The organism is Nitrosomonas ureae, assembly GCF_001455205.1.
Taxonomy (GTDB): Bacteria; Pseudomonadota; Gammaproteobacteria; order Burkholderiales; family Nitrosomonadaceae; genus Nitrosomonas; species Nitrosomonas ureae.
Window position 1 is genome coordinate 334,174 of the sequence record NZ_CP013341.1, and the last position, 25,809, is coordinate 359,982.

Here is a 25,809-nt window from a genome sequence, read left to right on the forward strand (position 1 = left end):
GGGTCTGTTGACATTTCACATAGGTAGCCACAGATATCCACATGCCATGGCTACCATACTCTCAAAATTTCTCTTCAGTTTGTCGTATCGTGTCGCTACTGCCCGATACTGCTTTAGCCGGGCAAAAGCATTTTCCACCAAATGTCGGTATCCATACAAACCCCAGTCCATATCTGCGTTGCCCTTCAACGAGTTGCGCTTTCTCGGTATCACAGCTCGAGCCCCTTTCTTCGTTATCTGTCCTCGTATACATTCGCTGTCATAGCCTTTGTCCGCAACAATCGCTTTCGCGTCAGGCAGTTTGGCAATCAAATCAGGTGCTATAGAACAGTCATTGACTTCTCCACCGGTGATTTCAAAATCGGCTGGTAAACCATAACTATCAACCGCCAGGTGAATCTTTGTGGTATTGCCTGCGCGGCTTTTCCCGATCGCCTGTGGTTCCTTGTCCGCTGCGCCTGCACTATGCTGGTGCGCTTTAACATAGCTGCCATCAATAAATTCCCATTCACAATCCGGATCAATAGACAACGCCTTGAAAATCCTTAACCATTTGCTGCTTAATGACCACGCATTGAATCTTTTGTAGATGGAATTCCAGCTTCCAAATGCCTCAGGCAAATCTCGCCACGGGCAGCCAACCCGCATTCGATACAGCATACCTTCTACTGTCATGCGCAGATTGCGCTTGTTATATATCGCTTCTTGAAGCAGAATCTTCTCCAGCTTCGACCAGAACTCATCACTGAGCATCAATCGGGGCATCGCAAACTCGTTTTGTTGGTGGTATGGGAACCCCAATATTACGAGTTTGTTTCTATCTATTAAATACTTATCTCAAAACGTCAACAGACCCTAGATCAGATTGTTATCGCGGAAGCGATGTTGTATTTCCAGAACCTTGTCAGCATTATTGAGCAATGCTTCAACGCAATCCCAATCCAGTTTGGAATTGGACATTTGCCGCAGTACCGCAAAAGCTTCTTCATTACTCCATGGTGCTTTGTACGAGCGGCGCGAAGTCAATGCATCAAATACATCCGCAACAGCGCTGATGCGCGCTTCTATCGGAATTTCTTCACCTTTTAAACCATTGGGATAACCACTGCCATCCACCGCCTCATGATGATATTCAGCAATGTTTCGCAGGATGTCGGTGTGACCAAATGCGCTCAATCCAAAGTCATCCAACACGGCATCGATAATTTCACGCCCCTTTACCGGATGCGTTTTCATGATATCAAATTCTGCTGCATCTAACTTGCTTGGCTTACGCAGAATATTATCGGGAATTCCAATCTTACCCACATCGTGCATGGGAGAAAACAGGAATATGTGTTCGATCTGTTCATCAGTAATGCCATAACGGGATGCGAGTTCACGCGCAATCAAGCGTGCATAGTGGGCCGTTCGGTCGATATGCGAGCCGGTTTCAAGATCACGATAATGCGTCATACTTCGAGCCGCTCGTACTGCAGCCAACAAGGTGCGGATCGCAGTCAATTCACTGATAACCATCAATGCGATTAAATGACCGTAAATATCGATCTGGCGCAGCGTTTGGGGGGTAAATGGATGTTCCTGCAGCGAATTAAAAAAAAGAAACCCCATAAAAACGCTATTTTGATAAAGCGGCATAGTATAGCTGGATTTGTATCCCGTCGCGGCTACTCGCTTGGTATGCTCATGGGTGCCGTGGGAAAAAATATTGAGATCTTGTACTAGCCGCGGGCGGCGATGCTCAATAATAGTCAATAATGACGGCGCTGCACTCAACGGTGCCTCATAGGTAGACACTGGATTCTCACTGCCTTCGGTGCTATGCGTATAGGTCTTGAGCATCTCGGTTTTTTCATCAAATAAAGCAATTGCCAGTCGATCAATAAAGGGAAAATCCTGGCGTATGGTCTGGTGCAAGAAGCGTAACTTTTCTGTCAGCGGTAAATTTTCATGTAAGTTGGCTAGGGTATCTTGGTGTGTAAACAGATCTTCTTCCGATTGCATAACATTCCTTCCATCAGATGGTGCGTAGTAAAACCTGGGCTATTACGCCAGGCTTGATAATGATAGGGAGACAAGCCAATAAGTTTGCATTTTAGACGATTTGTCATGGCCATACGGCCTGGATCAGACATCTGAAATGTATAACCCGCAAAAAAGCTTCTGTTTCGATTGTAAAACCCTGATGTGACAAATTGTCGCGCGACAATTTGTCACATTCCAAAAAGCAATCAATCTTTCTACAATTATCGGAACGTAGTTATTCCGGGTGGCATAGCTAACGAATATCCCAAAAGATTTGCAAGCATTTTTTTACAATACAATTACAGGAGGATGAAAAGCGTATAAGAATATTTTATACGCTTGCATAATGCCCTATGAAAATACCCGCAAGACTCGAGCCATTAATTGAAGAAGGCCTGATTGACAGCGTAATCTGTCAGCTTATGAGCGGAAAAGAAGCCATGATTTATATGGTAAGCAGTGGATGCGATATCCGTTGCGCAAAAGTTTACAAAGATAGCAATAAGCGTAATTTCCATCAGCGCTCCAGTTATACAGAGGGACGTAAGATTAAAAACAGTCGGCGCGCCCGCGCGATGGAAAGAGGCAGCCATTATGGCCGAAACATGCGTGAAGAAGCTTGGCAAAGCACCGAGGTTGACATGTTATGCCGACTTGAAAGGATCGGAATTCGCGCACCAAAATTCTATAATTTCTTTGCCGGGGTCCTGCTGATGGAGTTGATTACGGATTCTGAAGGAAATGCAGCGCCACGATTGAGTGAATTAATGCTGACACCCAAGCAGGCACGTACCTATCACAAAATCCTGATTGATCAGATTGTGCAAATGCTATGCGTCGGAATTGTGCATGGAGATCTTTCACCTTACAACGTATTGATTGACAATCAAGGGCCAGTGATTATTGATCTGCCGCAGGCTGTGAGTGCTACCGGAAATCACCAAGCGCGTATCATGATAAAACGTGATATCGATAACTTAACAACTTATTTCAGTCGATTTGCACCGGAATTGGCGCACTCAGATTATGCAGCTGAGATATGGTCTTATTATCAGCGGGGTCAGTTGCCGCAAGCGCGTTTAACCGGAAATGTTAAACAACAGGAAAGACCGGCAAATGTTGGCAATGTTCTCCAGGTCATTAATTCAGCGCTCAGAAAAGAAATTGCTTGGCAGCGCCATAAACAAACGAAATGGAATAACCATTTCTCACAATGTTGAGTATTGTGCGTCGATAAAAGTATAGAATAAAGATGTTGATTGACCGGTATATGATTGCTCGTGCTATAATCCCGCTCCTGACGCGGGGTGGAGCAGTCTGGCAGCTCGTCGGGCTCATAACCCGAAGGTCGTAGGTTCAAATCCTGCCCCCGCAACCAAATAAAACAATGGCTTACAGTTAATTTATTGTAAGCCATTTTTATTTTATATTTTGAAGTAACCATCATGTAGGAAAATTACATCAATACTAATCAATAAAAAACCACCATTAAGCAGTTAGTTATGAAATTTTTATTTTTTTACTACAGTTACTTTTTAATTTGCCGATAAAGCTAAGGCACAACATCACGCTTTATGAAATAGCCAGGGAGATTAGTTAATGTCTCTCTGGTTACTCCTCAAATACTAATTTAATTTTCTACGATATTGTTACCCTTCCATTAAGAAAAAACCAGTACGCATGGCTGGCGAATTCGCATGGGTACGCACGAGCTATAAGTCATCCAGTTAACATGGCTAAGAGAACTCATTAGCAGATGAATCTATGAACAAAACGCCTCTCATAACGATGAGATCTTATTTATGTTAAAAATAATATCTCAAAAGCTATATTAATTCAGAGAGTTAATTTACATTAAGCAATTTAGAGCAGGATTTCTGAAACTTTTACCAAGTTGAATGAAAAAAACCAGCATTAATGCTGGTCAGTTTTCAAATGCTTTTGCAACTAATCAATTGGGCTTATTATTAGTTTCTGGTTTCTTGTTATTGGGCTGTTTGTTATCGGAAGCTTTATTATCAGGCTGCTTGGTTTTGTTATTAGCTTGTTTTATTTTACGTTCTTGTGCATCAATTTTAGTTTCCAAAGCATCTAACTTTTGAGCTGCTGCTTGATTGCAAGTCTTCAAAGATTCAAAATCATTTGTTTTTTGCATACAATTTAGACGTCCTTCCAAAATCTGTATTCTGTCTTTTACATTTCCTATTTCTCGATTTTTTTCAGATGGAAAGTCCGCGACCTGCTCAGCAGCAGACATTAAAGGTGTAGAAAAAATCAAACTCACAGTTATCATCAATATTAAATTGAATATTTTCATATCAGTATCTCCATAATTTAAATTATATTTAAAATCACAAACCAAGCTATTTTTAATAATGCCTAGTAATTTAAAGGCTATCTGTGCGGTAGAAAACATAAGTAAGATTTTATGATTGCAGCGGGGACTTTATTCAATTATTTACATCTGGCAAATTTGCCAAAAGCAAATCACCCGAAATGATTTGAAATAGCCAGGAAGAATGTGTTTGTTATTAAATTCTAATTGCTATCCACATGATATTTTAATGAGTAACGAAATAATAGTTTCTGATAATTTATCTTTGGAGTGGTAATAAAAATGCGAACACTTGTTACATTCATTAATCGCAAAACGAATTTGCAAATATATAACACCTTGATTGATCTATCAAAAATTACTGAATCGGAGTTTTCTCCAAATGGAATTTTTAACTATATTTGGAAATATGCACTAGCAAATGGAATGGCTGGAAATAAAGAAGATTACCTCATTAAAGTTTTTAATGAAAAAAATCACTCATTTAATTATGAATCATATGGATTCTCAAGTATTAAAGAAACTCTGAAAAATAGTCGAAATAAAAGTTCGGTAATATACTTAGAAGACTATAAAAACAAAAGATTACTTAAATCTGCAGGTTAATTAAGTGTGTCTAAATAAAATCGAACATTTGGCGCTTCAATCATCATTTTTAACTGCTGCGCATCAATACCTCTAAGATGCACTTTTTTCGTAAATAAAATTTATACCTTAAATTCAAGTACTATTTTGTTAGTCCAATAAAGCACCCCGCCGCAAGCAGCGGGGTATTTTTGCTTAGAACAACGCAAGCGGATAATCCGAGTGTAGCTTCTGATACGTTTTACCTTGATTTTGTACATACTTGCCAATCATTTGTTCATTTCTATGCTTGCCAACTGTACTTGCAAAATAACCATCAGTCCAAAACTCTCCACCCCAGAGTTTCTTCCTAACTTGGGAACATCGCCTGAAAATTTCTCGTGTGGTTATGCTCTTAATGAGCGCAACAAGCTTGGTCACGCAATATGTCGGTACTGACTGTACCAAAAAATGAATATGATCCTTATCCGTACCAATCTCTAAAAACTTCACTTGATAGCGTTCTGCAACCCAAGGCAAACCACCTTGAGAACAGCATCAATCTGCTCATCAAAGATTACCCGACTATATTCGGCCAAAAATACTAAGTAATGCATCAAAACCGTAACATTGCGGCTCTTATGAATATATTTGCTCATCCACAAATTCTACGCCGCAAGCGACGGCGAATATAACCCGAAGTGATTCAAGAATTTCAATCAACACAGAGGAATACGTTATTTTTCGGGCCCATAACTCGAAGGTCGTAGATTCAAACTCTACCCTCGTAACTAATAAAATCAAACGCCTAGATATAATTATCTAGGCACTTTTTCATTTTATAAGTTTGTGTAAGGTTGATATAAGAAAGTCAGATCAAAAATAATCACAAAAACTCACCGGAAAGACAGGTTAGCGATTTGAGCTATTACTTAATCAGAAATTGAATTGCTTCGCTTGAATCAGGCTTATTTGACTTTCTTGATATTTTAAAAGTAGGCAGAGTTGTAAGTAACCTGCTGAGAGGCAAGTGTACTTTTTGTCTGGTAACTTTGCTCATAAGAAAAAACCAGTACGCATGGTTATTTGAATGCAGATGCGTACTGGTAAGAGTCAGTTACCAGTCAACATGGCTTTAATGACTGGCAAACTGATAAAAAAACTATGAACGAAACGTCTTAATAACGATTCCATTATCTTTACGTTGACACGATTCATCAGTGTAGTAGCAAATTGAGATGGATAAAACTATTGCATTAACTTTATAGAAATTTTTTGGTTACGTTTACGAACAATCGACTTGAATCCGATATCAAGAATAAAGTTTCATTGATTAACTGTGTCTTAAGGAGCGAATAGATTTGCATGGTATCGCTATGTAAAATTTTCGGAAATTATCAGTCATCGTTTTACTGATCCGAAAGCGACACTTGATGAACTGTTTTCACGGCTCGTCTTTAACATTCTTTGTGGTAACACTGATGATCATGCACGAAATCATGCCGCATCCTGGAATGGCAAAGAGCTGACTCTTACGCCAGCTTATGATATCTGCCCAAAACGCCGACCTGGTAATGAAGCCTCACAGGCTATGCTCATATCCGGTAACAATAAACTTAACCAGTTAAAATCCCGCTTAGAGACCGTTTATAACTTTCTGCTTTCCGAAATACAAGCACGAGCCATCTTTGAAAAGATAATTTATCCAATCAAACGACATTGGGAGGGCGTGTGTGAAGAAGCTGAATTCATCAAAGTAGACAAAAAACTGCTATGGGGCGGACAGTTTCTGAATGTTCTCTCAACAGAGTAATTTTCTACAAAAAGTCGCGAAAACCTTGACGGCCTTCGACGGCGAACACCTTACTTAATGCAGCTTTCTAAAATTGGCCTATTCATAGATTCAAAACCAACAAAAATCGGTTAGCAATTTCTTCTTAATATTTGTAAAGATATGCTTTTCTAGGACATGAATATCCTCATGGCATTTGCCATGAACCGGGAAAGTTTTCTGTTATGCATTCCTTATAATATCTGGATTTTCTGCTGTGCAGCCTCGGCAGGCTAGAGCCTTTGAAAATTCGTACAGAGAATGATGTTCGCACCGGCCAATAATCCGCATTCTAGCGTAAGAGATAGCATGACAAATGAATTTCATTCTTGATATGCTTCAAGCTAAGCTTGATGACTTGTATACATCGGCCAATAGGCCAAACTCAGAAACTTTTTCAGAGAAAAAAGCCGAGATACATATGATAGACTCGCATCATCATCCTAAATACAAAATAGCAATAATATGTCTGGCAATACATTCGGTACGCTTTTTACTATTACCTCATTTGGTGAATCTCACGGCGCAGCAATTGGTTGTATTGTGGATGGATGCCCACCAGGTTTAACTATCAGCACCGAAGAGATACAACTTGAATTGGACCGGCGTAAACCCGGCACGTCGCGTCATGTCACGCAACGACGTGAATCCGACACAGTAGAAATTCTATCCGGCGTGTTTGAAGGACAAACTACGGGTACACCCATTGCTTTACTGATACGAAATGAAGATCAGCGCAGCAAGGATTATAGTAAGATCATGGACACTTTCCGTCCCGGCCATGCGGACTATACCTACTGGCAGAAATACGGCATCCGCGATTATCGTGGCGGTGGTCGCGCATCGGCGCGTGAGACTGCAGTGCGTGTTGCAGCCGGTGCGATTGCAAAAAAATGGCTGCACGAGAAGTATAGTATTATGATCCGCGGCTATATGGCGCAGCTGGGATCCATCGAAATTCCATTCAAATGCTGGGAAGATATCAGGCAGAATCCCTTCTTTGTTGCAGACAGCAACTATGTCGATCAATTGGAAACGTTCATGGATCAGTTGCGTAAATCCGGCGATTCGGTGGGTGCCAAAATCAGCGTAGTGGCACAGGGTGTGCCAGTCGGCTGGGGCGAACCGGTATATGATCGATTGGATGCGGAAATCGCCTACGCCATGATGAGCATCAATGCAGTAAAAGGCGTTGAAATCGGCGCAGGTTTTTCCAGCGTAACACAAAGAGGCACCGAGCATTCGGATGAGATGACACCGAATGGCTTTTTAAGTAATAATGCCGGCGGCATCCTCGGCGGTATTTCAACCGGCCAGGACATCACGATTCACATTGCGATCAAACCAACATCCAGCATTCGTCTCGGACGACATTCAATTGACAAGAACGGTAATCCGGTCATCGTCGAAACGCACGGCCGTCATGACCCTTGCGTTGGCATCCGCGCTACCCCGATTATCGAAGCCATGCTCGCCCTGGTATTAATGGATCATGCTTTGCGGCATCGCGCACAGAATGCTGATGTACAGTGCAAAACGCCCAAAATTCCCGGCAATGCAAATACAATAGAAAAATCTGTGACAACATTTCAGGCACCGTCGAGAGAAGACCCGGAACCTGAAGAGGATGTCTAGACACTAGCAACATGACAGAAACTTTATTATCAAACAAGGTTTGGATATTAGCTTAAGTTAAGCATTTCCTACCGCTGCAAACTTCATTCTTAACAGTATCATCTTCTCATTGCAGACTCTTTACTCTTCTGATTATTAGTCGACTCTCGTCCTAGGGAACCGGGAATTAACCTATAGGAATTTAAAAATCGCACCATTCATTGCGACGCGAAAACTTCCTATATCGATATTGCTCGCGCAAAAGGGCATATATCCTATCGCTCAAACTAAAAACATAGTACGTATGTACCGAAAAAAAAGGAACTATCTCCTATTACTTTCGAGAGATTCTCAGTTTATCTTACATACGGCTATGCAGAGTTATTTCTTATGTAAATTTAAAAATAACCAAGAAAAACAAATTATCTGCAAGTCACTACACATCAATTCCATTTCTCTCTGCAAACACGCAGCCCCATTAAAACCGCTGCAGGTAAACAGAGCATATTATTGACACGTGTAGATGAAATTAACAAACTTTAATGTAATTTTTCTTCTTATGGGAGGTTTTATAATGCGTATTATATCTATGATGAGTTTACTTGCGCTGATGAGCGGGCCAGTTGCAGCGGCTTCCTGGCAAATTGGTGACAATGATGGTTATGGCGCTGGCATTTGTGACAACTGCCAGCACTCATTCAATGGCTTCACGGCAAACTATGATGGCCGCAGTGCGGCAGAAATGGTGGCGACCGATGGCACACAATACACCGATACCTATAGCACTGCTCAACCCGGCTTCAGTCCGCATGGATCTGAAACCGTAGCCACGTTCAGTTTCACAGGATTAGGCAATAGTTGGGCAGTCGGTCATCTGGAGATCGACATGGCCGACTTCCAAGCTTCGACATTCGGTTCAGTAATCACTACATTTAACGGCATTACACAAAACTTTGCTTACAATGATGGATTCCCGAATACACTTATCCATTTTTATACACTAACTGGTTCGGTGATTGATTCGATCAACGCTACAGGTGAGCTGGTTATTACCATCGATCGCAACAACTCCACTGATTTTTATGGTTTTGATTATTTAAAACTTAGTGATATCGCAGCGCCCGTACCAGAACCAGAAACTTATGCCATGTTACTTGTTGGTCTCGGCTTACTCGGTTTTGCTAATCGACGCCGAATGCAAAAAACAGTTGCATAATCCAGAAACTTAAGTGTTGCCCAGAGAAACCCGCTCCAGCGGGTTTCTCTTTTTCCAAGAGACTAATTTTTAAGCTTTATTCAAAATTCTATTCATTTTTTTCAGCCTTCGCCGATATATAACAGCATAAATTCAAGTGAAAACAAAATCTAACGATGAAATCCTGGGATACTGAAAAAATTATTACTCCAGCACCCCTCATCACAAATCAACAAAGATCGATTGCATAGTATTTTTATCTTCCGGACTGCTACTGCACTCATGAAAATCAAATATGAAGAATTACTAATTCTGGGAATCACCATGGAAGGTCGCCCATTCCGCCCAAGTGATTGGTCGGAACGCCTTTGCGGTGCACTTGCCGTCCATAATCGCAATAACCGTTGGGAATATTCGGAATATGCTCAGCCTGTCATACATGAAGGAAAGATAGGCGTCCATGTAAAAACCGCACTAAAAGATATCAATCCAGTTATGTATCAATTTATAATGGATTTTGCTTACAATAATCAGCTCAGGATAATTCCAACCGGTAAAGTCATTTATTTGGAAGAATCTCCTGAAGAAAAGGAGGTGGCATGGTCTGTAAAAAGATTCACCCTGGCGCTGTTACTGCATCAATGGAAAATAAGATTTAAGAATAACGGGTATTAGTTGCCGCTTAATCTTAGTAGGTACACATTATTTGCTCATTTACGCTTACACTTCAAAGCGATTTAAGATATTCAACAAGATCGAGTCGTTGCTTTTTGGTCAAGGCTGGAAGGAACATCCCATCAGGCTGAGGCATTCTTCCCGAGGCGAACTCGTGACCGCCATTATTGTTACCCCAAATATGCGTGCGAAACAGAAAGCCATCATAATCGGTCGATTTTAATCCAACTTTTACTGGATCAAACTCGCGCGATCCCACCATAAATTCATCAGGACGATATTCTCCTTCGACAGGGTCACCAGGCCGACGTTTGGGAAGAAGCAAATCATACAAAGTTGGAACAGAGCCATTATGCAAATAAGGAGCGGTCGCCCAGATGCCATTGAGCGGACGAGCTTTGTAAGCCAGGATTGAAGCAAAAGGATTGTCGCTGGTATCGGGAGTATAATTGCCGTGTTTCAAGGAAGATTGCACTTCGTTATCAAAAAATGTATACGCAAAATCCAACGATCGTTCAACCCATCTGCGTACAAACCATTTGTCTCGATCAGGCGTCGTGACTACATTGCGCGTAGCGGAAGTTAATAACGCCGCCGCTGGCGCTTGGCGTTGCAGCAAAAGATTACCTGTACTGACACCGACATATTGATTCCGCAAAATACCGCTATAGCCGGCATACTCAATACCGTTAGTAGCCATCTTGGAATCCGTTCCAATAGACGAAGTATCGATCATTTTAGCCACAACACGACGATCCGGATCGATGCGATCAATGTGTCCATGACATGATGCGCAATATTGGGAAAATAGCTTCGCACCATTAACCATTCGCGCTCTATCGATCTTAGGTAAAATATGTTCAGGCCATTGCGGCGAGGTCAGTTTACGTAGATGCTTCTCCACCCGGCGCAAATTTCGAATATCGATAGAGGATTGGAAATCAATATGTTTTGGGCCAAATCCTTGTCCGCCAATAACTGAAGACAACGTGAAGCCATCTCTTTCCTGCCAATCCAGCGTGCCAAATACGCCAATCATTTGGCCCGCATTCCTGGCCATAGGGCCTAATCCGCTGTTATCGACTCTACCATTCCATTGAACGTAGTCATGTTGTGGTATATCCCACAGAAACGGATAACTAACCGGTGCATCGGCTGGATTATAGATTCTGTTACGCAGCTGGATGATCTGCTTGCTAGTCAAATATATTTGAATCCTTTCAATAATATGATCGCGATTTGTACTGCTGAGAACGGGTTCCACATTTGACATTATCTCAGCCAATTCCTCCGTGGTCAGAATCTCGGTGAGCAATTCACGTAATTGTTGTGCGCCCATAATATGCTCAAGCACACGATTATAGATTCTCCCAAATGCATCCAGTCGTGCATAGCCGTAGCGAGTTAATGGTCGGGTGGTATCTCTGGGAACATTGATGATGGTATAAGTTTTGATTCGCTGTGCGTATTTTTTAAGATCAATTAATACATCCTCCTGATTCTTATATTGACCTTTCTCCAATACGTTAACAACAAAGCGATCACGTTTTTCCGAATTCTTCAGGGTGGCATACAATGCATCTGCCAAATCAATCATAAAAGTTTCCATATCCGCATTTGCCGGACCACCATCAATGCGGATACCTACACCTTGATAATTGAGTTGAGTCGTATGGCAGGCTGCGCATGTAAATCCCATAAATGCTTGGCTTTGGTATTCATCTCGCACCATGCCAACTGGCAAACCATCCGGATTGCTTATGGTTGGGCGTTGCGGCAGATAACCATAGCGATCAATATTTTGATTATCGCGAAATAAATCAGATGAATCAGGTTGCTCGAGTACCAGAAAAAAACTGTAGGGTAATAAATTAGAGCCTTGCGTTGTATTATAAAACCATAAGCTGTCAGATGCCGACCAACCTTGATCAAGGTAAATGGTTTGAAAAAATTGATCGCCAAATTTATCGGTACCGCTCGAAATAGCACCACGGTCAGGATCATTATCACGAAATTCATACAGTCTTAGCAAGACTCCTGCCAGCAGCCAAACTACTGCCACCACACTGCATACCAGCAGGAATAGTTTGATCCACTGTAAAAAATAATTGGGCAACATTTATTTATCCAAATTTACTATCTGTTCAGCAAGCATTCAGGAATGCTCTGTTTAAATCACGCACAACTGAAAAATCAGCTTACTACAGTTTCTTTAAAGTAATAAAATGCGACTTTATTAATGGCTAATTTTTATATTAGCTCATTATATATTTCATATAAGATTGAGCTATTGCGAATCAATTTCGATGTAAATAACCTGTGAAATAATTGTAATAAATTTAAGTGAATCGTGATTAAATTGCTCTTAGCTTTGCATCTGTCAAAGGATTAATCAGAATTTCCTTCTTAAATACCCCCTGACAAGATTAAATTAAAGGATTCTATGCGAATTTCCCAAGTTAACCTTTTTTTACTCAGTATAAACTTAATATTTTCTTCGATAACCTTAGCACAACCCATGGCTCCGCTTCCAATTGGAGCGGATTCATTAAGACAACCTGAGCATTCATCCCCTTCTGCGCATGAATTATCTCCATCTATGGCGCCATTTAAGAGCGAATTACCAAGATCGCAAGTGCCTATGCCGACTGGAGAAGCACAAGGGCCGGTTGTACTTTATACGATTGAGGAACTACAACGATTAGGTTTACAAGCCAACGGTCTGGTGCTCGCAGCGCGATCACAAGTTGGTATGGCCAAAGGTGGAGTAATTGCCGCTACCGCGTATCTCAACCCGGAAGTCATGTTCATGATGGGCCCCATGGATCGACGATTGCCGGAAAACCTGACAGGGCCAGCTAATGATCAACGCTCGATTACAGTTATCCAGCCGATTGAAAATCCTTTTATGCGAAGTGCGCGTATCGCTGCATCGGAAGCCATCGTCGATGCCAGCAGAGCTAGCTTGACTCAAGTCAGTACCGATTTATCCGCACTATTGCGTGTTCGTGCCTATGAGTTATTGTTGCGACAAGATCAGGCCGCCTTGGAGCAAAATATTTACGATTTGATAAACACTGTACGACAACGCATTGCAGTCAACGTCGAACGCGGCGAGCTTGCCCGCTTTGAACTCATACGTGCAGAAACTGAATTACAAAGCGCGGCCAATCGCAAGGAAGCGGCAAAACTTAATGCAGAACGTGCGAAAGTATTTTTGATGCAATTAACCGGAGGAACGTTACCCGCAAATTTTCAAATTAAAGGATCCTTAAAGGATCCGATCGATCTTCCTTCACTGGAAGAGCTACGCAGCCAAGTACCTATCGTCAATCCGGATATAGTTCGTTTAGAAGCGGAACAAGCGCGTGCCAAACAGCGGATCAGCCAAGAACGCGCTTCTATATTGCCATCTGTTAATGTAATGTACACCAATTATCAGGATCAACAATTTACCTCCAATACTGCCGGGCTCAGCGTCAGAATTCCGATCTGGTATCGCCGCCGTGGTGAAATCGATACGGCTATCCACGATTCTGCTCGAATTCGAGAATCGCTCGAATATCGCCGTTACGAAATGGCTCAATTATTCGAAGCAGCTTGGCAGGCTTATCAAATTGCCCAGCAGCGGGTAACGATGTTCGAGGGCGGTTTAATCAAGGAAGCGGAAAATGCAGTGAGAGTGGCGGAGGCAGCTTACAAATTTGGTGAACGTACTTTGATCGAGTTTTTAGATTCTCAGCGAATTCTCAGAGGAATTCTTTTTGACTCCCTGCAAGCCCGCTTTGAACTCCACTCAGCGGTTGCCGAAATCGATCGTTTACGCGCATATTATCCCAAGGAGTTAGTTGCAGAATGAAAATTATTTACTCGACCTTCAGTTTCTTATTTATTGCAACACTACTGCTGGCAGGATGCGGCAGTACATCCGACGAACAAGTTTCCAAGCAATCCGAAGAAGAACGCGATATCAATAGCATTACTGTTCGCCCGGAATTGATCGACCGATTAAAAATCGGCAACCCATCCTTAATTGATCTCGCTGATAGAATACTGGTACCCAGCCGGGTTCAAGTCGATGAAGAGAGAACATCGCAAATCGGTTCTTACGTTACAGGGCGCATTATTAATTTATTCGTCATCCTGGGCGATTATGTAAAAGCAGGGCAACCGCTGGCTCGCATCACCAGTCCGGATTTAACGCAATCGCAATTAGCTTACCTCCGCGCCGCCTCGCGTGTCGTAGTCACTCAAAAATCGCTTGATCGCGCGCATCATTTATTAGCCGCCGATGCTATCCCGGTTGCCGAAGTGGAACGACGCCAATCCGAACTGGAAATTGCTCAGGCTGAATGGGGCGCAGCCAGCGATCAATTAAGACTGTTTGGCATGAATGAGTCCGAAATAAAGGAATTATCCAAAAAAGGAAAAATTCTTCCGTGGCTCGACATCAAAGCCACCCGGGAAGGCTACGTCATTGCACGTAATGTGATTGTAGGCCAAGTTGTACAACCTGCTGACCCACTCTTTCAGATTGCTGATCTCTCTTACGTCTGGGTCGTTGGCGATGTACCTGAGCAAATTGCACGCGACGTACGATTGGAACAACATGTAGAAATCAACGTGCCCGCGATAGGCGGTACTGATTTTGATGGCATCATAATATTTGTCTCGGATACGGTTAATCGCCTGACCCGTACCGTGATGACCCGCGTAATGGTGGAAAATCCGGAACGGAAATTGAAGCCGGATATGTTGGCCAATATGCACATCACTGATACACAACACAAAACCCTGGTTGTCCCGGAAGCAGCGATTGTACGGGAATTAAACCAGGATTATGTTTTTGTCGCCATCAGCGATAACCAATTTCAACGCGTTCCTGTCGAACTGGGCCCTGAAGTGGCCGATTTCCGGCCCGTGCTTGATGGACTTACAATTGATCAACGCATTGTAATGGAAGGCGCCTTTCATCTGGATAGCGAGCGCAAGCTGGCTGAATTGGAGTAATCATGATGGCTGCTATTGTTCGTGCGGCATTAAACCAGCGTTTGCTGGTATTGATAATCGGTTTGATGTTGTGTGTCGCCGGTGGATTTGCCGCAAAAAACCTGTCGGTAGATGCTTTTCCTGATGTCACCAATATTCAAGTACAAGTCGCTACGGTCGCCATTGGCCGCAGCCCGGAAGAAATGGAACGGTTGGTTACGGTACCGGTCGAGATTGCCATGACCGGTTTGCCGGGATTGGTCGAGATGCGCTCAATGAATAAAAGCGGATTATCGCTGATTACCTTGGTTTTTACTGACAAAACGGATGTATTTTTCGCGCGCCAGTTAGTCATGGAGCGCATTATTGATGTTACCCCGCGCTTAATACCCGGCATTACACCTGTACTTGGACCGGTTTCCACTGGATTGGGCGAAGTTTATCAATATACCATCGAGCATCCGGACGATGGTAAACGCGCTCTCACGGTTGAAGAACTCACCGAACGCCGCACCGTTCAGGACTGGATAGTGCGTCCCTTATTACGATCAGTTCGCGGTATCGCGGAAATCAACTCAATGGGCGGGCACGTCAAGGAATATCAGGTTTATGCTGATCCCAACAAATTGCGGCATTACGACCTGACACTCACAGATGTGGATCGTGCTCTGGCCAGCAATAATGCCAATGCCAGCGGAAATATACTGGCATTGCATTATGAGCAATACCTGATCCGTGGCGTGGGCTTGATTGCTAGTCTGGATGACATTCGCAATATCGTACTCAGGGAAATGAATGGCGTACCGATTTATGTGCGCGATATCGGCGAAGTCACTTTTGGCGGCGAAGTTCGCCAGGGTGCCAGCATCAAAAACGGCTACACCGAATCGGTTGCGGGTATCGTGATGATGCTGCGTGGCGGCAATGCCAAGGAGATTGTCGGTCGAATCAAGGAAAAAGTTGCTGAAATCAACGAACGTGGAATATTGCCGAATGGTTTGCAGATCGTGCCATTTTATGATCGCACCGATCTAGTGGATGGTGCGCTATCTACAGTACAAAGCACCTTGATGGAATCCCTGATTCTGGTTATCGTTGTACTATCGATTTTCCTGGGAACCATTCGTACCAGCATCGTCGTTTGTTTTACCCTGATTATCACGCCACTGATTACATTCATGATAATGAATTACAACGACATGCCTGCCAACTTGATGTCATTAGGCGGATTAACCATCGCATTAGGCATGATGGTTGACCCCACCGTGGTAGTGGTTGAAAACATTTACCAACGCCTGGGCGAGGCAAAAGGCACCGGTCAATCCAAGTTTGATGTTATTGTTAATGCCGTTGCTGAAGTCGGCACTCCGGTTATTTTTGGCGTGTTTGTCACGATTCTGGTTTTCCTGCCCTTGATAACACTCGAAGGTATGGAGGGAAAAACGTTCAGTCCATTAGCTATGACAATTGCCATTGCCCTATTGGTGTCTCTCTTTGTGTCATTGCTACTATCACCTGTATTGAGTGATTATCTTCTACAAGGGGGAAGCGAACAGGACACAAAAATTGTCGCTGTCTTGAAAAACAGTTACCTTCGTTTCTTTGATCTAGCCATGCGCAATCAGAAAAAAACAATGATTATCGCAATCAGTTCACTGATATTTGCTTTTGCGTTGTTTCCCTTCCTAGGTACCTCTTTCATCCCGATTATGAAGGAAGGTGCTATAACACCGGTAATTATCCGCGCACCTTCCATTTCCTTGGATGAAGCTATCAAGATTGAAACCGAAGCAATGCAGTTAATTGCCGCGGTACCAGGAGTCAAAAGTGTCGTGTCCAAACTGGGTCGCGGTAATACTCCCGCGGATCCCGCGTCGCAAAATGAATCCGATCCGATTGCCGACCTGGATTTGGAAGGATCAGGCCGGACCCAAATAGAAATCGAGGAGGATATCCGCAAAGTATTAGAGGTATTACCCGGTGTGAATGTTGTCCTGTCGCAACCAATTGAACAACGGGTGGATGAGATGGTAACCGGGGTACGTTCGCAAGTGGCCATTAAAATTTTTGGCGATGACCTGGAGCAATTGCGTTTGTTATCCGAGCAAGTAGCGCGCATTGTCAAATCCACAGCAGGTGCCAGAGATATCCGTATTGAACGGTTATCCGGCCAACAAGAATTGACAATCAACATTGATCGGCGGGCCATAGCACGGCATGGCATCAATGTTTCAGATGTCAACGAATTAATTGCCACAGCGGTTGGTGGTAAATTTGTCACCCAGGTTTTTGAAGGTGAACGTCGCTTCAATTTGCTTTTAAGATTTCCTGAAGCATTCCGCATTGATGTAGAAGCCATCAAAGATCTCCTGTTAAGACCTGGCAATACAAACGTACAGAATGGCATGGCACAAGGCGGCATGCTGGTACCGCTCAGTGCCGTAGCAGAAATAAAAGTGATCGATGGCCCGGCGATTATCTCGCGTGAATTCGCCAAGCGACGCGTTGTGATTGGCGTTAATGTGCATGGGCGCGATATGGGTGGATTTGTGGAAGAACTGCAGGAGCGTACCGCCAAGGAAATCAAACTACCTTCAGGCTATTATTTTGTCTGGGGTGGACAATTTGAAAATATGCAGCGTGCGATGGCAACACTTTCAATAATCGTTCCTGTTACGCTGGCAGCTATTTTCTTCTTGCTGTTCATGTTATTCAATTCGGTCAAGCAGGCCATTTTGATCTATTTGGTATTACCCTTTGCATCTGTCGGCGGAGTTGTCGGGCTTTTTGTTACCGGTCAATACCTATCGGTACCGGCATCGGTAGGTTTTATAGCCGTATGGGGAACATCGATTCTGAATGGCGTGGTCATTATTTCTTTTATACGGGAATTGCGAAATAAAGGCTTAACTGTAGAAGACGCGGTCAGAAAAGCCTGTGCGCAGCGCTTCCGCCCTGTCATGATGACGGCAGCCACAACTGTTTTAGGCTTAGCACCGTTTCTAGCAGCTACAGGGTTGGGTTCTGAAGTACAAAAACCCTTGGCTATCGTGGTCATATTCGGACTAACGACAGCAACTATGATGACCATGGTAGTCATGCCAATGTTGTACCGATGGTTTGATGATAAAACTGATACAGCGCCGCTATCGGCCCAACCCGAAAAATTGCCCCCTCCGACAGCATGACAATATTTTAGTCGGTCGCAAGCGGCCCATTATTGATTGCAGGGCTCAATACACATATTATTTAACTACTATTTTTTGTACCTGCGTTGGCCAAACACCTTTCTCTATCACCTGTCGGCCATCAAACGCAAGGTAGCTTTGTCGGCCGTAATGCGGCAACGGACGGATCAGAGCTTCAAGTGATGCAGCATCCTTTGCGGCAATAACCGTCATGGAAGCTCCCTTCGCGCGAGCCAAAGTCCAAACTTGTGCGGTGCCTTTGCTGTTGATTTCATCCGGTTTGGCAGGTAATTGTTCAGCAGCAAGCCAGGCATCGACTTCCGAATCCAAACCGATAACCAGCACAGGTACACTGAAAAATGGTTCATCCGGTGTAATAATCTGCGGTTTGCGGTCTTGCAATTTGCTGGCAAGCGTTTCGGCAATTTTTCTAATCCCGGCATCAGAGGGCAATAGAACTGTCCGCGTAGCGGCATTAATCATCACTTCGCGCAGAATTGGCGGTGCTTCACCGGGCGCCAATTGACGAAACAGGTGCAAATCCGGATCCAGTGAAACCGTTAACGGCTTATCCGCTAGCTTCAGCTTAAAAAGCTGTTGCTCTTGTTGTAAATCCAGTATGTGTGTTGTTGTGCCCTGCGGACTTTCAATTGCAACCGGGACACGCAAGTGATATACCGGCTCGGATTGTTTCAAAGCAATTGATAATTCATAGTCGGAATCCGTCGCTATATTTTTTACATGGCTAATCATGATAGCCGGTGCGCCGGTGCGTTCCACCCATTGAGAAAAGAATAGCTGCAGATTCTGCCCTGAAATCATCTCAAACATTTTTTGCAGCTCTTGCCATGATGTAATTCTGAAACGCTGTACGCGCCACAATCCCTGAATACCGCGCTGAAAAACCGCGTCACCCAAATGATCGCGCAACATAAAGAAAAACATTGCGGCTTTGTTATAACCGACAACCTTAGACGCACCGCCGTGCATGCGTGAAGTAAACGCGGTCAATGGCACATCCTGGCCTGGTTGCAAGGCGGCAAAATCACGCACCCACCCCAGTCTCATTTCACGTGCAGCTTCTGTGCTCTCTTGTTCTTTATAGGCATAATCGGCCATGAACGTGGTCAGGCCTTCCGACCAGTTGCCGCTCGCATAATCCGGATAAACTCCATTGCCCCACCAATTGTGCAACACTTCATGGCCGAGTGAAGTATCGCGGATAAACGGCAATTGCAACACATCAATGCCAAGATAAGTCAATGTAGGCATGCCAAATCCGGTTGGCGTCGGGCTCGAAACCACGCTAAATTCCCTATAGGGATACGCACCGATCCAGGATTCGTAAAGGTTCAAATAACGCTTCACCGCATCTAGATAATCCTTTGATAAGTTACTAATTTGTGGATGGAAATAGGTGCGCAGCTGAATCGGTTGATGATGTATGCTTTGGTGCATCTGTGTTTCGATCGCATACGGCCCAGCCATCAGATCAATTCCTTCGGCCGGATGAGAGAATTCAAAGGAAGCGTGATAGCTTTGCTCCGACTCACTTTCCTTCACCAGCCGACCTGCCACCAAGCCCTTCTGACCGGACGGTAGTTCGATACTGACCTTATACCGTGCTAAATGCCCGGCTATGCGCGGATACCAATTCGATCCATCCGGCAGGAACGCACCGGATTCACCACTTGCTGCGACCGGCCTGCCCAATGTCTGCTGATGATCCAAAGAAGTATCCAATGCGGCCAATGTCCCTTTCCACCGTATCAGAAACTGGATTTGATGCCTGAAATGAAACGGAATGTTCCAAACATGTGCTTGGTTGGCTTGCTCACGGCCAATGCCCAATGGTCCATCATTAAACTCCGCCTGAGTCACTTCGTATTCCGCTCCCAGCATCAATTGCAACTCTCTTGGTCTATGGACGGTAATCAGGCTTTTCCCTTCAATGGTACGATTCCCGGGATCAATTTTTACCGTGATATCGTATTCGACGTCATTAAACTTGATCGGTACGGGTGCCGATAGAATCTGTTCCGACACCAGACAAGAAAACAAAAATAAACAACAACTTCTGATTAAACTATCCACTGTCATAGATTGAAATAAAAATAATTAAAGACTCAAGGCCGGGAATTTGGCGATAATCAGCATTTCTATATCATCTCGTTTTATTTTAATCGGCAACCAGGTTCCGGGCGCTTGCCGTTTCACGACATTGATCACATCTTCGGTAATTTTGATCGGCACACCAGCCATTTCCAGAATCACATCCGAAACCATGAGTTCTGCGACTTCGGCAATGCTGTTTTTTTCCACTTGCAGTACCACGGCCCCGCCCCGCCCCATTTCGTAGCGGATCCCCAGACGCTGGAATTGTGGCCTGAAAGATTCAGAAACATGCGGCATTACGCCAAAAACGGCATCGGCCACCCCTTTAACTAAATGCTGGCAAGATTTACTGCTATCCCACGGCAGCAATGCCACAACGTTTTGAATACCTAAGTCATGTAATTGATGCGCTACCCCAAAACCATGCAATACATGACCCGAACCCATGACACCCACGACCAGCGGCTGCTCCGAATTGGTAGATTTTGTTACGGCTTGCTGCAGTATCTGTGCCATGGCTCGATCCCACAATTGCTGTCCACCGATAAAACGCCGGAAATCCGAATCATCTTGCGTAATTTCTCCTGCTTTCTTGTCCTTACGATCATGTTGCTTATAAATCGGCAATAAATAATCAATATATGCTTGACTGGGCTCCGCCGGGCGCGTCAATCCTTCCCGCTCCTCCATGGGTACGCCATAAAAGCCTTTTTCAGCCACCTGGTGACGCAGTTTTGTTTCAATATTCAAGGCGACCATTGGGATACGATTCATACGCGCAAAATGAAACAACGGTAAATAAAGATTGGCATCGGTATTCCACACCCGATCCCATTCAGCTGCACGAAGAAATTCCTTTTCACTTAATTTACCTGCAATCCATTTATCCAATGCTGCTTGCACGCGACGCGGAAACATTTCGAATCCGATCACCATATTGGGATGCACACCGTGCAAAGCCACCAGTGTTTGCAACTGCCAGCGGTGATGATCCGCATTGACATGTGTTTCGCCCAACAGCACCACCGATGCCTTCGCCGCGCGCGCGATGATTTCCTGCTGTGAAGCTTTACCCAAACCCGGAACAACCCAATCCCCCAAGGGGACGCAGTCTTTAGATGCCGGTTTTTTTGCCGGAATGATGGTTGCCGTTGCATTATTTACGCACAACCCCAGCAGCATAAGAATGACGCTAATAACTCTGCTACAGCGGCTTACATTAAAATTTGTCATTTTTTTGATTATCCTGTTAACAGATCCATAAAATAGTGAGTTATCCAATCCATTTGCGTGCATTCCGGAATAAACGCATCCAAGGCCCATCTTCTCCCCAATCAGAACGAATACCGGGATACCAGGAATGCTGCGTCACTCGAAATACCCGTTCCGGGTGCGGCATCAACACATTAAATCGCCCATCCGGTGTAGTCAATCCGGTGATCCCTTGAAGCGATCCGTTCGGATTATAAGGATACTGCTCGGTTATTTGTCCGTGATTATCCACAAATCGCATGGTTACCAGTGACGCAATTTTGTCGGATTGACCGGAGCATAGCTCAATCTTGCCCTCGCCATGTGCCACCGTGATCGGCATTCGGCTCCCGGCCATGCCATCAAAAAATAACGATGGGCCGTGTTGTATTTCCACCATGACAAAACGTGCCTCAAATTGCTCCGACAGATTGCGTTTAAAACGGGGCCAAGCTTCGGCACCGGGAATAATCTCATGTAAATTACTCATCATTTGACAACCGTTGCATACACCCAGTGCAAATGTGTCGCTACGGTGAAAGAATGCTTCGAATTCTTCGCGTGCGCGTGAGTTAAATAAAATCGATTTGGCCCAGCCTTCGCCCGCACCCAGCACATCACCATAAGAAAAGCCGCCACAGGCAGCCAATCCCACAAAATCTTTTAGAGACAATTGACCTGACAGGATATCGCTCATATGCACATCGATTGCGCTAAAGCCAGCACGGTCGAAAGCCGCCGCCATTTCCACATGCCCATTCACGCCTTGCTCGCGCAATATGGCCATACGCGGACGCACCCCGGTTTGAATATAGGGCACGGCAATATCATCACTGGCATCAAAGCACAGCTCGACCTGGAGTCCTGGATCGGCAGTATGAAGGATCCGATCGTATTCCTGTCGTGCGCAATCCGGATTATCACGCAATTTTTGCATTTGGTACGTAGTCTCCGACCAAGCGCGCTGTAAATCTACCCGTTTCTCTGCCAGCACTGGTTTATTATTACGCATCAGGCGAACTTCATCGGTTTTATTTAACTGGCCGATGATAAAACTGACATCACGCAATCCGGCTTCTGCTAGCACCTGCAATACTTCCTGGCGCCGCCTGGTTTCGATTTGAATCACAGCGCCCAACTCTTCATTGAAAAGCACCGTTAAAAGACGTTCCAGAAAACGTCCACGCAATTGCTCAGGCTGTAATTCCGATCCATCGATATCACAGCTATGCGAATCAAAACACAACTGATCCAGATTCACGGTCAGACCGGTATGCCCGGCAAATGCCATTTCACATAATGTCACGAATAAACCGCCATCGGAACGATCGTGATATGCAAGCAGTTGGCCCATTTCATTAAGCTGTTGAATCGCACTAAAGAACTTCTTCAAGTGCTGCGCACCCATTGCACCATCAATATTTGGCACAACATTGCCAATCTGCTTATACACCTGAGCCAATGCTGAACCGCCCAATCGATTTTGCCCTTGTCCCAAATCAATCAGAATGAGTTCGGTGTCACCATAATCAGTACGCAATTGAGGTGTCAGGGTTTTGCGCACATCCATCACTGTTGCAAAAGCGGTGATAATCAGCGATAGTGGCGCCGTAACATCCTTGCGCACTTCCGATTCTTCCCAAGTGGTTTTCATCGACATCGAATCTTTTCCAACCGGTATGCTGATACCCAGTTGCGGACACAATTCCATGCCGATGGTATGCACTGCGTCGTACAATCCGGCGTCTTCACCTGCGTGCCCGGCTGCAGCCATCCAATTCGCCGATAATTTAATCTTTTCGAGATTGCCGATTGATGCTGCGGCAATATTGGTAATCGCTTCGCCTACCGCCATGCGTGCGGCTGCCTTGAAATCTATCAAAGCTAAAGGCGTGCGTTCGCCAATGGCAAATGCCTCACCTAAATAGGTTTGATATCCCATGCTGGTTACCGCAACATCAGCAACCGGAATCTGCCACGGACCAACCATCTGATCACGCATCGATAAACCACCGACACTGCGATCACCGATAGTAATTAAAAAAGTTTTATCGGCCACCGCAGGTAAATGCAATACCCGATAGACAGCTTCGGTCAAACTTACGTCCCGCCAATCAAGTACCGGAAGTACCCGGTTACTGTGAGTAACGTCCCGCATCATTTTCGGCGGCTTGCCAAGCAGCACCTGCAGCGGCATATCGACTGGCGCAGTGGAAGACTGCGCATCGGTTACCACCAACTGCCCGTCACTCGTGGCTTCACCCACTACCGCAAATGGACAACGTTCACGCGCACAAATACTTTGGAACAACGCTAAAGACTCCGGTTTTATTGCCAAAACATAACGTTCCTGGGCTTCGTTACTCCAAATCTGCATCGGTGACAAACTGGTTTCTTCGCAAGGCACATCGCGCAAATTGAAACGTCCACCGCAGCCGGAGTCGTGCACCAATTCCGGAAACGCATTGGATAAACCTCCTGCACCCACATCATGGATGAATAAAATTGGATTCTCGACACCGCTTCGTTGTAGTTGCCAGCATCGGTCTATCACTTCCTGCGCGCGTCGTTGCATTTCCGGATTACCACGCTGCACCGAATCAAAATCCAATGCTTCGGCATTGCTGCCGGTATCCATGCTGGAAGCCGCGCCACCGCCCAGACCGATCAACATACCCGGCCCGCCCAGTTGAATCAGCAAAGTACCTGCAGGGAATTTCTCCTTACGCACGTGTACACCTGAAATCTGTCCGATACCGCCCGCCAGCATGATTGGCTTGTGATAACCACGCATTTCTCCGCCCAGGCGCTCTTCAAAAGTACGAAAATAACCTGCTAAATTGGGGCGACCGAATTCATTGTTGAATGCTGCTCCGCCAATCGGACCTTCCAGCATAATCTGGAGCGCCGATGCAATGCGCCCGGGCTTGCCGTAGGTTGTTTGATTATCACTTCCATCGTACTCCCACGGCTGTACAAACCCATTAATATTCAGATTGGATACCGAGAAACCGCATAACCCCGCCTTTGGCTTAGCACCTCGGCCCGTAGCGCCTTCATCGCGAATTTCACCACCGACTCCGGTTGCAGCTCCTGGGAACGGTGAAATCGCGGTCGGATGGTTGTGCGTTTCCACCTTCATCAATACATGTGTTTCTTCTTCGGCGTAACCATAGGTTTGCTGATTGCCGGGATAAAAACGGTTTATTTTCGCCCCTTCTATCACGCTGGCATTGTCGGCATAGGCCACCAGAGTGCCCTGCGGATGCATTTGATGCGTGTTACGTATCATAGCAAATAGCGATTTATCCTGCGGCTTGCCATCTACAATCCAGTCTGCGTTAAATATTTTGTGGCGGCAATGTTCGGAATTGGCTTGGGCGAACATCATCAATTCGACATCAGTCGGATTACGCTGCACGCTCCTAAAATGATGTAACAAATAATCAACTTCATCAGGTGATAAAGCCAGCCCCATATTTCGATTCGCTTGTAACAAAGCCTCAATGCCACCGTGTATCACATCAATCGTGTTGAGCGGTTTTGGGGGGAAATGCTGGAATAGTTTGACAACCTCATCAAACGAAGCAAAAACGGCTTCTGTCATGCGGTCATGCAACATGCGTGCGAGACGCTTCTCGTCATCAATCGCAAGGTGTGCATCACATTGAATATAATACGCAACCCCCCGCTCAATACGCTCGACAGCAGTTAAGCCGCAATGATGAGCAATATCCGTAGCTTTTGTTGACCACGGGGAAATTGTGCCCGGGCGTGGCAAGACTAAAAAAAACTTCCCTGAATGACATTTACTTTCCTGTGTCTGATCATGGTTAAGTATTTTTCTCAGTCCTTCCAGATCACTATCTCCCATAGTGCGCGTCACTGAACAAAAATGCCAATATTCCGCATGGATAGCTGTTACTGGCAGACTAAAGGCTCTAATTTCTTTGAATAACTTTTCCAGACGGAATGGAGAAAGCGCACGACCACCACAAAATTGAAGCATCAGAAGAAATAAAACTAT

General features: G+C 44.7%; 15 protein-coding genes, 1 tRNA gene and 2 pseudogenes. 10 read left to right on the plus strand and 8 right to left on the minus strand.

Going from position 1 to position 25,809, the window contains the following annotated elements; genetic code table 11:
• Positions 1-15: 15 nt before the first annotated feature.
• Positions 16-765 (minus strand): IS5 family transposase, encoded by a 750-nt coding sequence (locus ATY38_RS01670; RefSeq protein WP_082632977.1) that lies wholly within the window; start codon positions 763-765, stop codon positions 16-18.
• Between the two features lie 90 nt (positions 766-855).
• Positions 856-2,004, minus strand: coding sequence for an HD domain-containing phosphohydrolase (locus ATY38_RS01675; protein ID WP_062557766.1), 1,149 nt, complete (start codon positions 2,002-2,004; stop codon positions 856-858).
• A gap of 374 nt (positions 2,005-2,378) precedes the next feature.
• Between ATY38_RS01675 and ATY38_RS01680 the strand changes: the two genes are divergently transcribed.
• Positions 2,379-3,245, plus strand: a complete 867-nt coding sequence (locus ATY38_RS01680; RefSeq protein ID WP_062557767.1) for a PA4780 family RIO1-like protein kinase — start codon at positions 2,379-2,381, stop codon at positions 3,243-3,245.
• An 81-nt stretch (positions 3,246-3,326) separates the two neighbouring features.
• Positions 3,327-3,403, plus strand: a tRNA-Met gene (locus ATY38_RS01685).
• A 573-nt stretch (positions 3,404-3,976) separates the two neighbouring features.
• On the opposite strand, the gene ATY38_RS01690 is transcribed toward ATY38_RS01685, so the two are convergent.
• Positions 3,977-4,441: a hypothetical protein gene (locus tag ATY38_RS01690; RefSeq protein WP_062557768.1), complete on the minus strand. Its 465-nt coding sequence runs from the start codon at positions 4,439-4,441 to the stop codon at positions 3,977-3,979.
• A 201-nt stretch (positions 4,442-4,642) separates the two neighbouring features.
• Here ATY38_RS01690 and ATY38_RS01695 point away from each other — a divergent pair, with 201 nt between their 5' ends.
• A complete protein-coding gene (locus tag ATY38_RS01695; RefSeq protein WP_062557769.1) occupies positions 4,643-4,966 on the plus strand; it encodes a hypothetical protein in 324 nt (107 codons plus the stop codon).
• A gap of 174 nt (positions 4,967-5,140) precedes the next feature.
• Here the strand turns inward: ATY38_RS01695 and tnpA are convergent.
• Positions 5,141-5,583, minus strand: a pseudogene (tnpA, locus tag ATY38_RS01700) (IS200/IS605 family transposase).
• A 725-nt stretch (positions 5,584-6,308) separates the two neighbouring features.
• On the opposite strand from tnpA, the pseudogene ATY38_RS17000 reads away from it, so the two are divergent.
• The 4 genes and pseudogenes from ATY38_RS17000 to ATY38_RS01720 form a co-directional block, all read left to right on the plus strand.
• Positions 6,309-6,737 (plus strand): annotated as a pseudogene (locus ATY38_RS17000) (HipA domain-containing protein); the annotation flags it as partial.
• A 483-nt stretch (positions 6,738-7,220) separates the two neighbouring features.
• Positions 7,221-8,390, plus strand: a complete 1,170-nt coding sequence (gene aroC / locus ATY38_RS01710; RefSeq protein ID WP_062557771.1) for a chorismate synthase — start codon at positions 7,221-7,223, stop codon at positions 8,388-8,390.
• A gap of 553 nt (positions 8,391-8,943) precedes the next feature.
• A complete protein-coding gene (locus tag ATY38_RS01715; protein WP_062557772.1) occupies positions 8,944-9,585 on the plus strand; it encodes a PEP-CTERM sorting domain-containing protein in 642 nt (213 codons plus the stop codon).
• Between the two features lie 261 nt (positions 9,586-9,846).
• The gene (locus ATY38_RS01720; RefSeq protein ID WP_062557773.1) at positions 9,847-10,239 is read left to right on the plus strand and encodes a DUF3579 domain-containing protein; all 393 of its coding nucleotides are present in this window, start codon (positions 9,847-9,849) and stop codon (positions 10,237-10,239) included.
• 52 nt (positions 10,240-10,291) lie between these two features.
• Here ATY38_RS01720 and ATY38_RS01725 read toward each other — a convergent pair whose 3' ends face one another.
• Positions 10,292-12,358, minus strand: coding sequence for a di-heme-cytochrome C peroxidase (locus ATY38_RS01725; protein ID WP_062557774.1), 2,067 nt, complete (start codon positions 12,356-12,358; stop codon positions 10,292-10,294).
• 399 nt (positions 12,359-12,757) lie between these two features.
• Between ATY38_RS01725 and ATY38_RS01730 the strand changes: the two genes are divergently transcribed.
• The 3 genes from ATY38_RS01730 to ATY38_RS01740 are packed head-to-tail and all read left to right on the plus strand — an operon-like array spanning position 12,758 to position 18,416.
• Positions 12,758-14,098 carry a TolC family protein gene (locus ATY38_RS01730; RefSeq protein ID WP_235590362.1) on the plus strand — a complete coding sequence of 447 codons (1,341 nt, stop codon included), beginning with the start codon at positions 12,758-12,760 and terminating at the stop codon, positions 14,096-14,098.
• The gene (locus ATY38_RS01735) at positions 14,095-15,249 is read left to right on the plus strand and encodes an efflux RND transporter periplasmic adaptor subunit (RefSeq protein WP_062557776.1); all 1,155 of its coding nucleotides are present in this window, start codon (positions 14,095-14,097) and stop codon (positions 15,247-15,249) included. The genes ATY38_RS01730 and ATY38_RS01735 overlap by 4 nt, the downstream gene beginning before the upstream one ends.
• A gap of 2 nt (positions 15,250-15,251) precedes the next feature.
• Positions 15,252-18,416, plus strand: a complete 3,165-nt coding sequence (locus ATY38_RS01740) for an efflux RND transporter permease subunit (protein ID WP_062557777.1) — start codon at positions 15,252-15,254, stop codon at positions 18,414-18,416.
• Between the two features lie 57 nt (positions 18,417-18,473).
• Here the strand turns inward: ATY38_RS01740 and ATY38_RS01745 are convergent, their stop codons facing one another.
• From ATY38_RS01745 to purL, 3 genes are all read right to left on the minus strand, one after another.
• Entirely contained in the window at positions 18,474-20,462 is a 1,989-nt protein-coding gene (locus tag ATY38_RS01745; RefSeq protein WP_235590363.1) for a M1 family metallopeptidase, read from the minus strand.
• A gap of 72 nt (positions 20,463-20,534) precedes the next feature.
• Entirely contained in the window at positions 20,535-21,764 is a 1,230-nt protein-coding gene (locus ATY38_RS01750; protein WP_062560051.1) for a ChaN family lipoprotein, read from the minus strand.
• Positions 21,765-21,804: 40 nt separating this feature from the next.
• Positions 21,805-25,791, minus strand: a complete 3,987-nt coding sequence (gene purL / locus ATY38_RS01755) for a phosphoribosylformylglycinamidine synthase (protein WP_062557779.1) — start codon at positions 25,789-25,791, stop codon at positions 21,805-21,807.
• Positions 25,792-25,809: the final 18 nt, after the last annotated feature.

Bases quoted from the DNA above. Each gene is read 5' to 3' on its own strand.
- ATY38_RS01680 (WP_062557767.1), top strand. From the start codon at position 2,379: ATGAAAATACCCGCAAGACTCGAGCCATTAATTGAAGAAGGCCTGATT.
- ATY38_RS01675 (WP_062557766.1), bottom strand. From the start codon at position 2,004: ATGCAATCGGAAGAAGATCTGTTTACACACCAAGATACCCTAGCCAAC.
- ATY38_RS01750 (WP_062560051.1), bottom strand. From the start codon at position 21,764: ATGACAAATTTTAATGTAAGCCGCTGTAGCAGAGTTATTAGCGTCATT.
- ATY38_RS01670 (WP_082632977.1), bottom strand. From the start codon at position 765: ATGCCCCGATTGATGCTCAGTGATGAGTTCTGGTCGAAGCTGGAGAAG.
- ATY38_RS01735 (WP_062557776.1), top strand. From the start codon at position 14,095: ATGAAAATTATTTACTCGACCTTCAGTTTCTTATTTATTGCAACACTA.
- ATY38_RS01690 (WP_062557768.1), bottom strand. From the start codon at position 4,441: ATGTTTTCTACCGCACAGATAGCCTTTAAATTACTAGGCATTATTAAA.
- ATY38_RS01695 (WP_062557769.1), top strand. From the start codon at position 4,643: ATGCGAACACTTGTTACATTCATTAATCGCAAAACGAATTTGCAAATA.
- ATY38_RS01725 (WP_062557774.1), bottom strand. From the start codon at position 12,358: ATGTTGCCCAATTATTTTTTACAGTGGATCAAACTATTCCTGCTGGTA.
- ATY38_RS01730 (WP_235590362.1), top strand. From the start codon at position 12,758: ATGGCTCCGCTTCCAATTGGAGCGGATTCATTAAGACAACCTGAGCAT.
- ATY38_RS01720 (WP_062557773.1), top strand. From the start codon at position 9,847: ATGAAAATCAAATATGAAGAATTACTAATTCTGGGAATCACCATGGAA.
- ATY38_RS01740 (WP_062557777.1), top strand. From the start codon at position 15,252: ATGATGGCTGCTATTGTTCGTGCGGCATTAAACCAGCGTTTGCTGGTA.
- ATY38_RS01715 (WP_062557772.1), top strand. From the start codon at position 8,944: ATGCGTATTATATCTATGATGAGTTTACTTGCGCTGATGAGCGGGCCA.
- purL (WP_062557779.1), bottom strand. From the start codon at position 25,791: ATGCTTCAATTTTGTGGTGGTCGTGCGCTTTCTCCATTCCGTCTGGAA.
- aroC (WP_062557771.1), top strand. From the start codon at position 7,221: ATGTCTGGCAATACATTCGGTACGCTTTTTACTATTACCTCATTTGGT.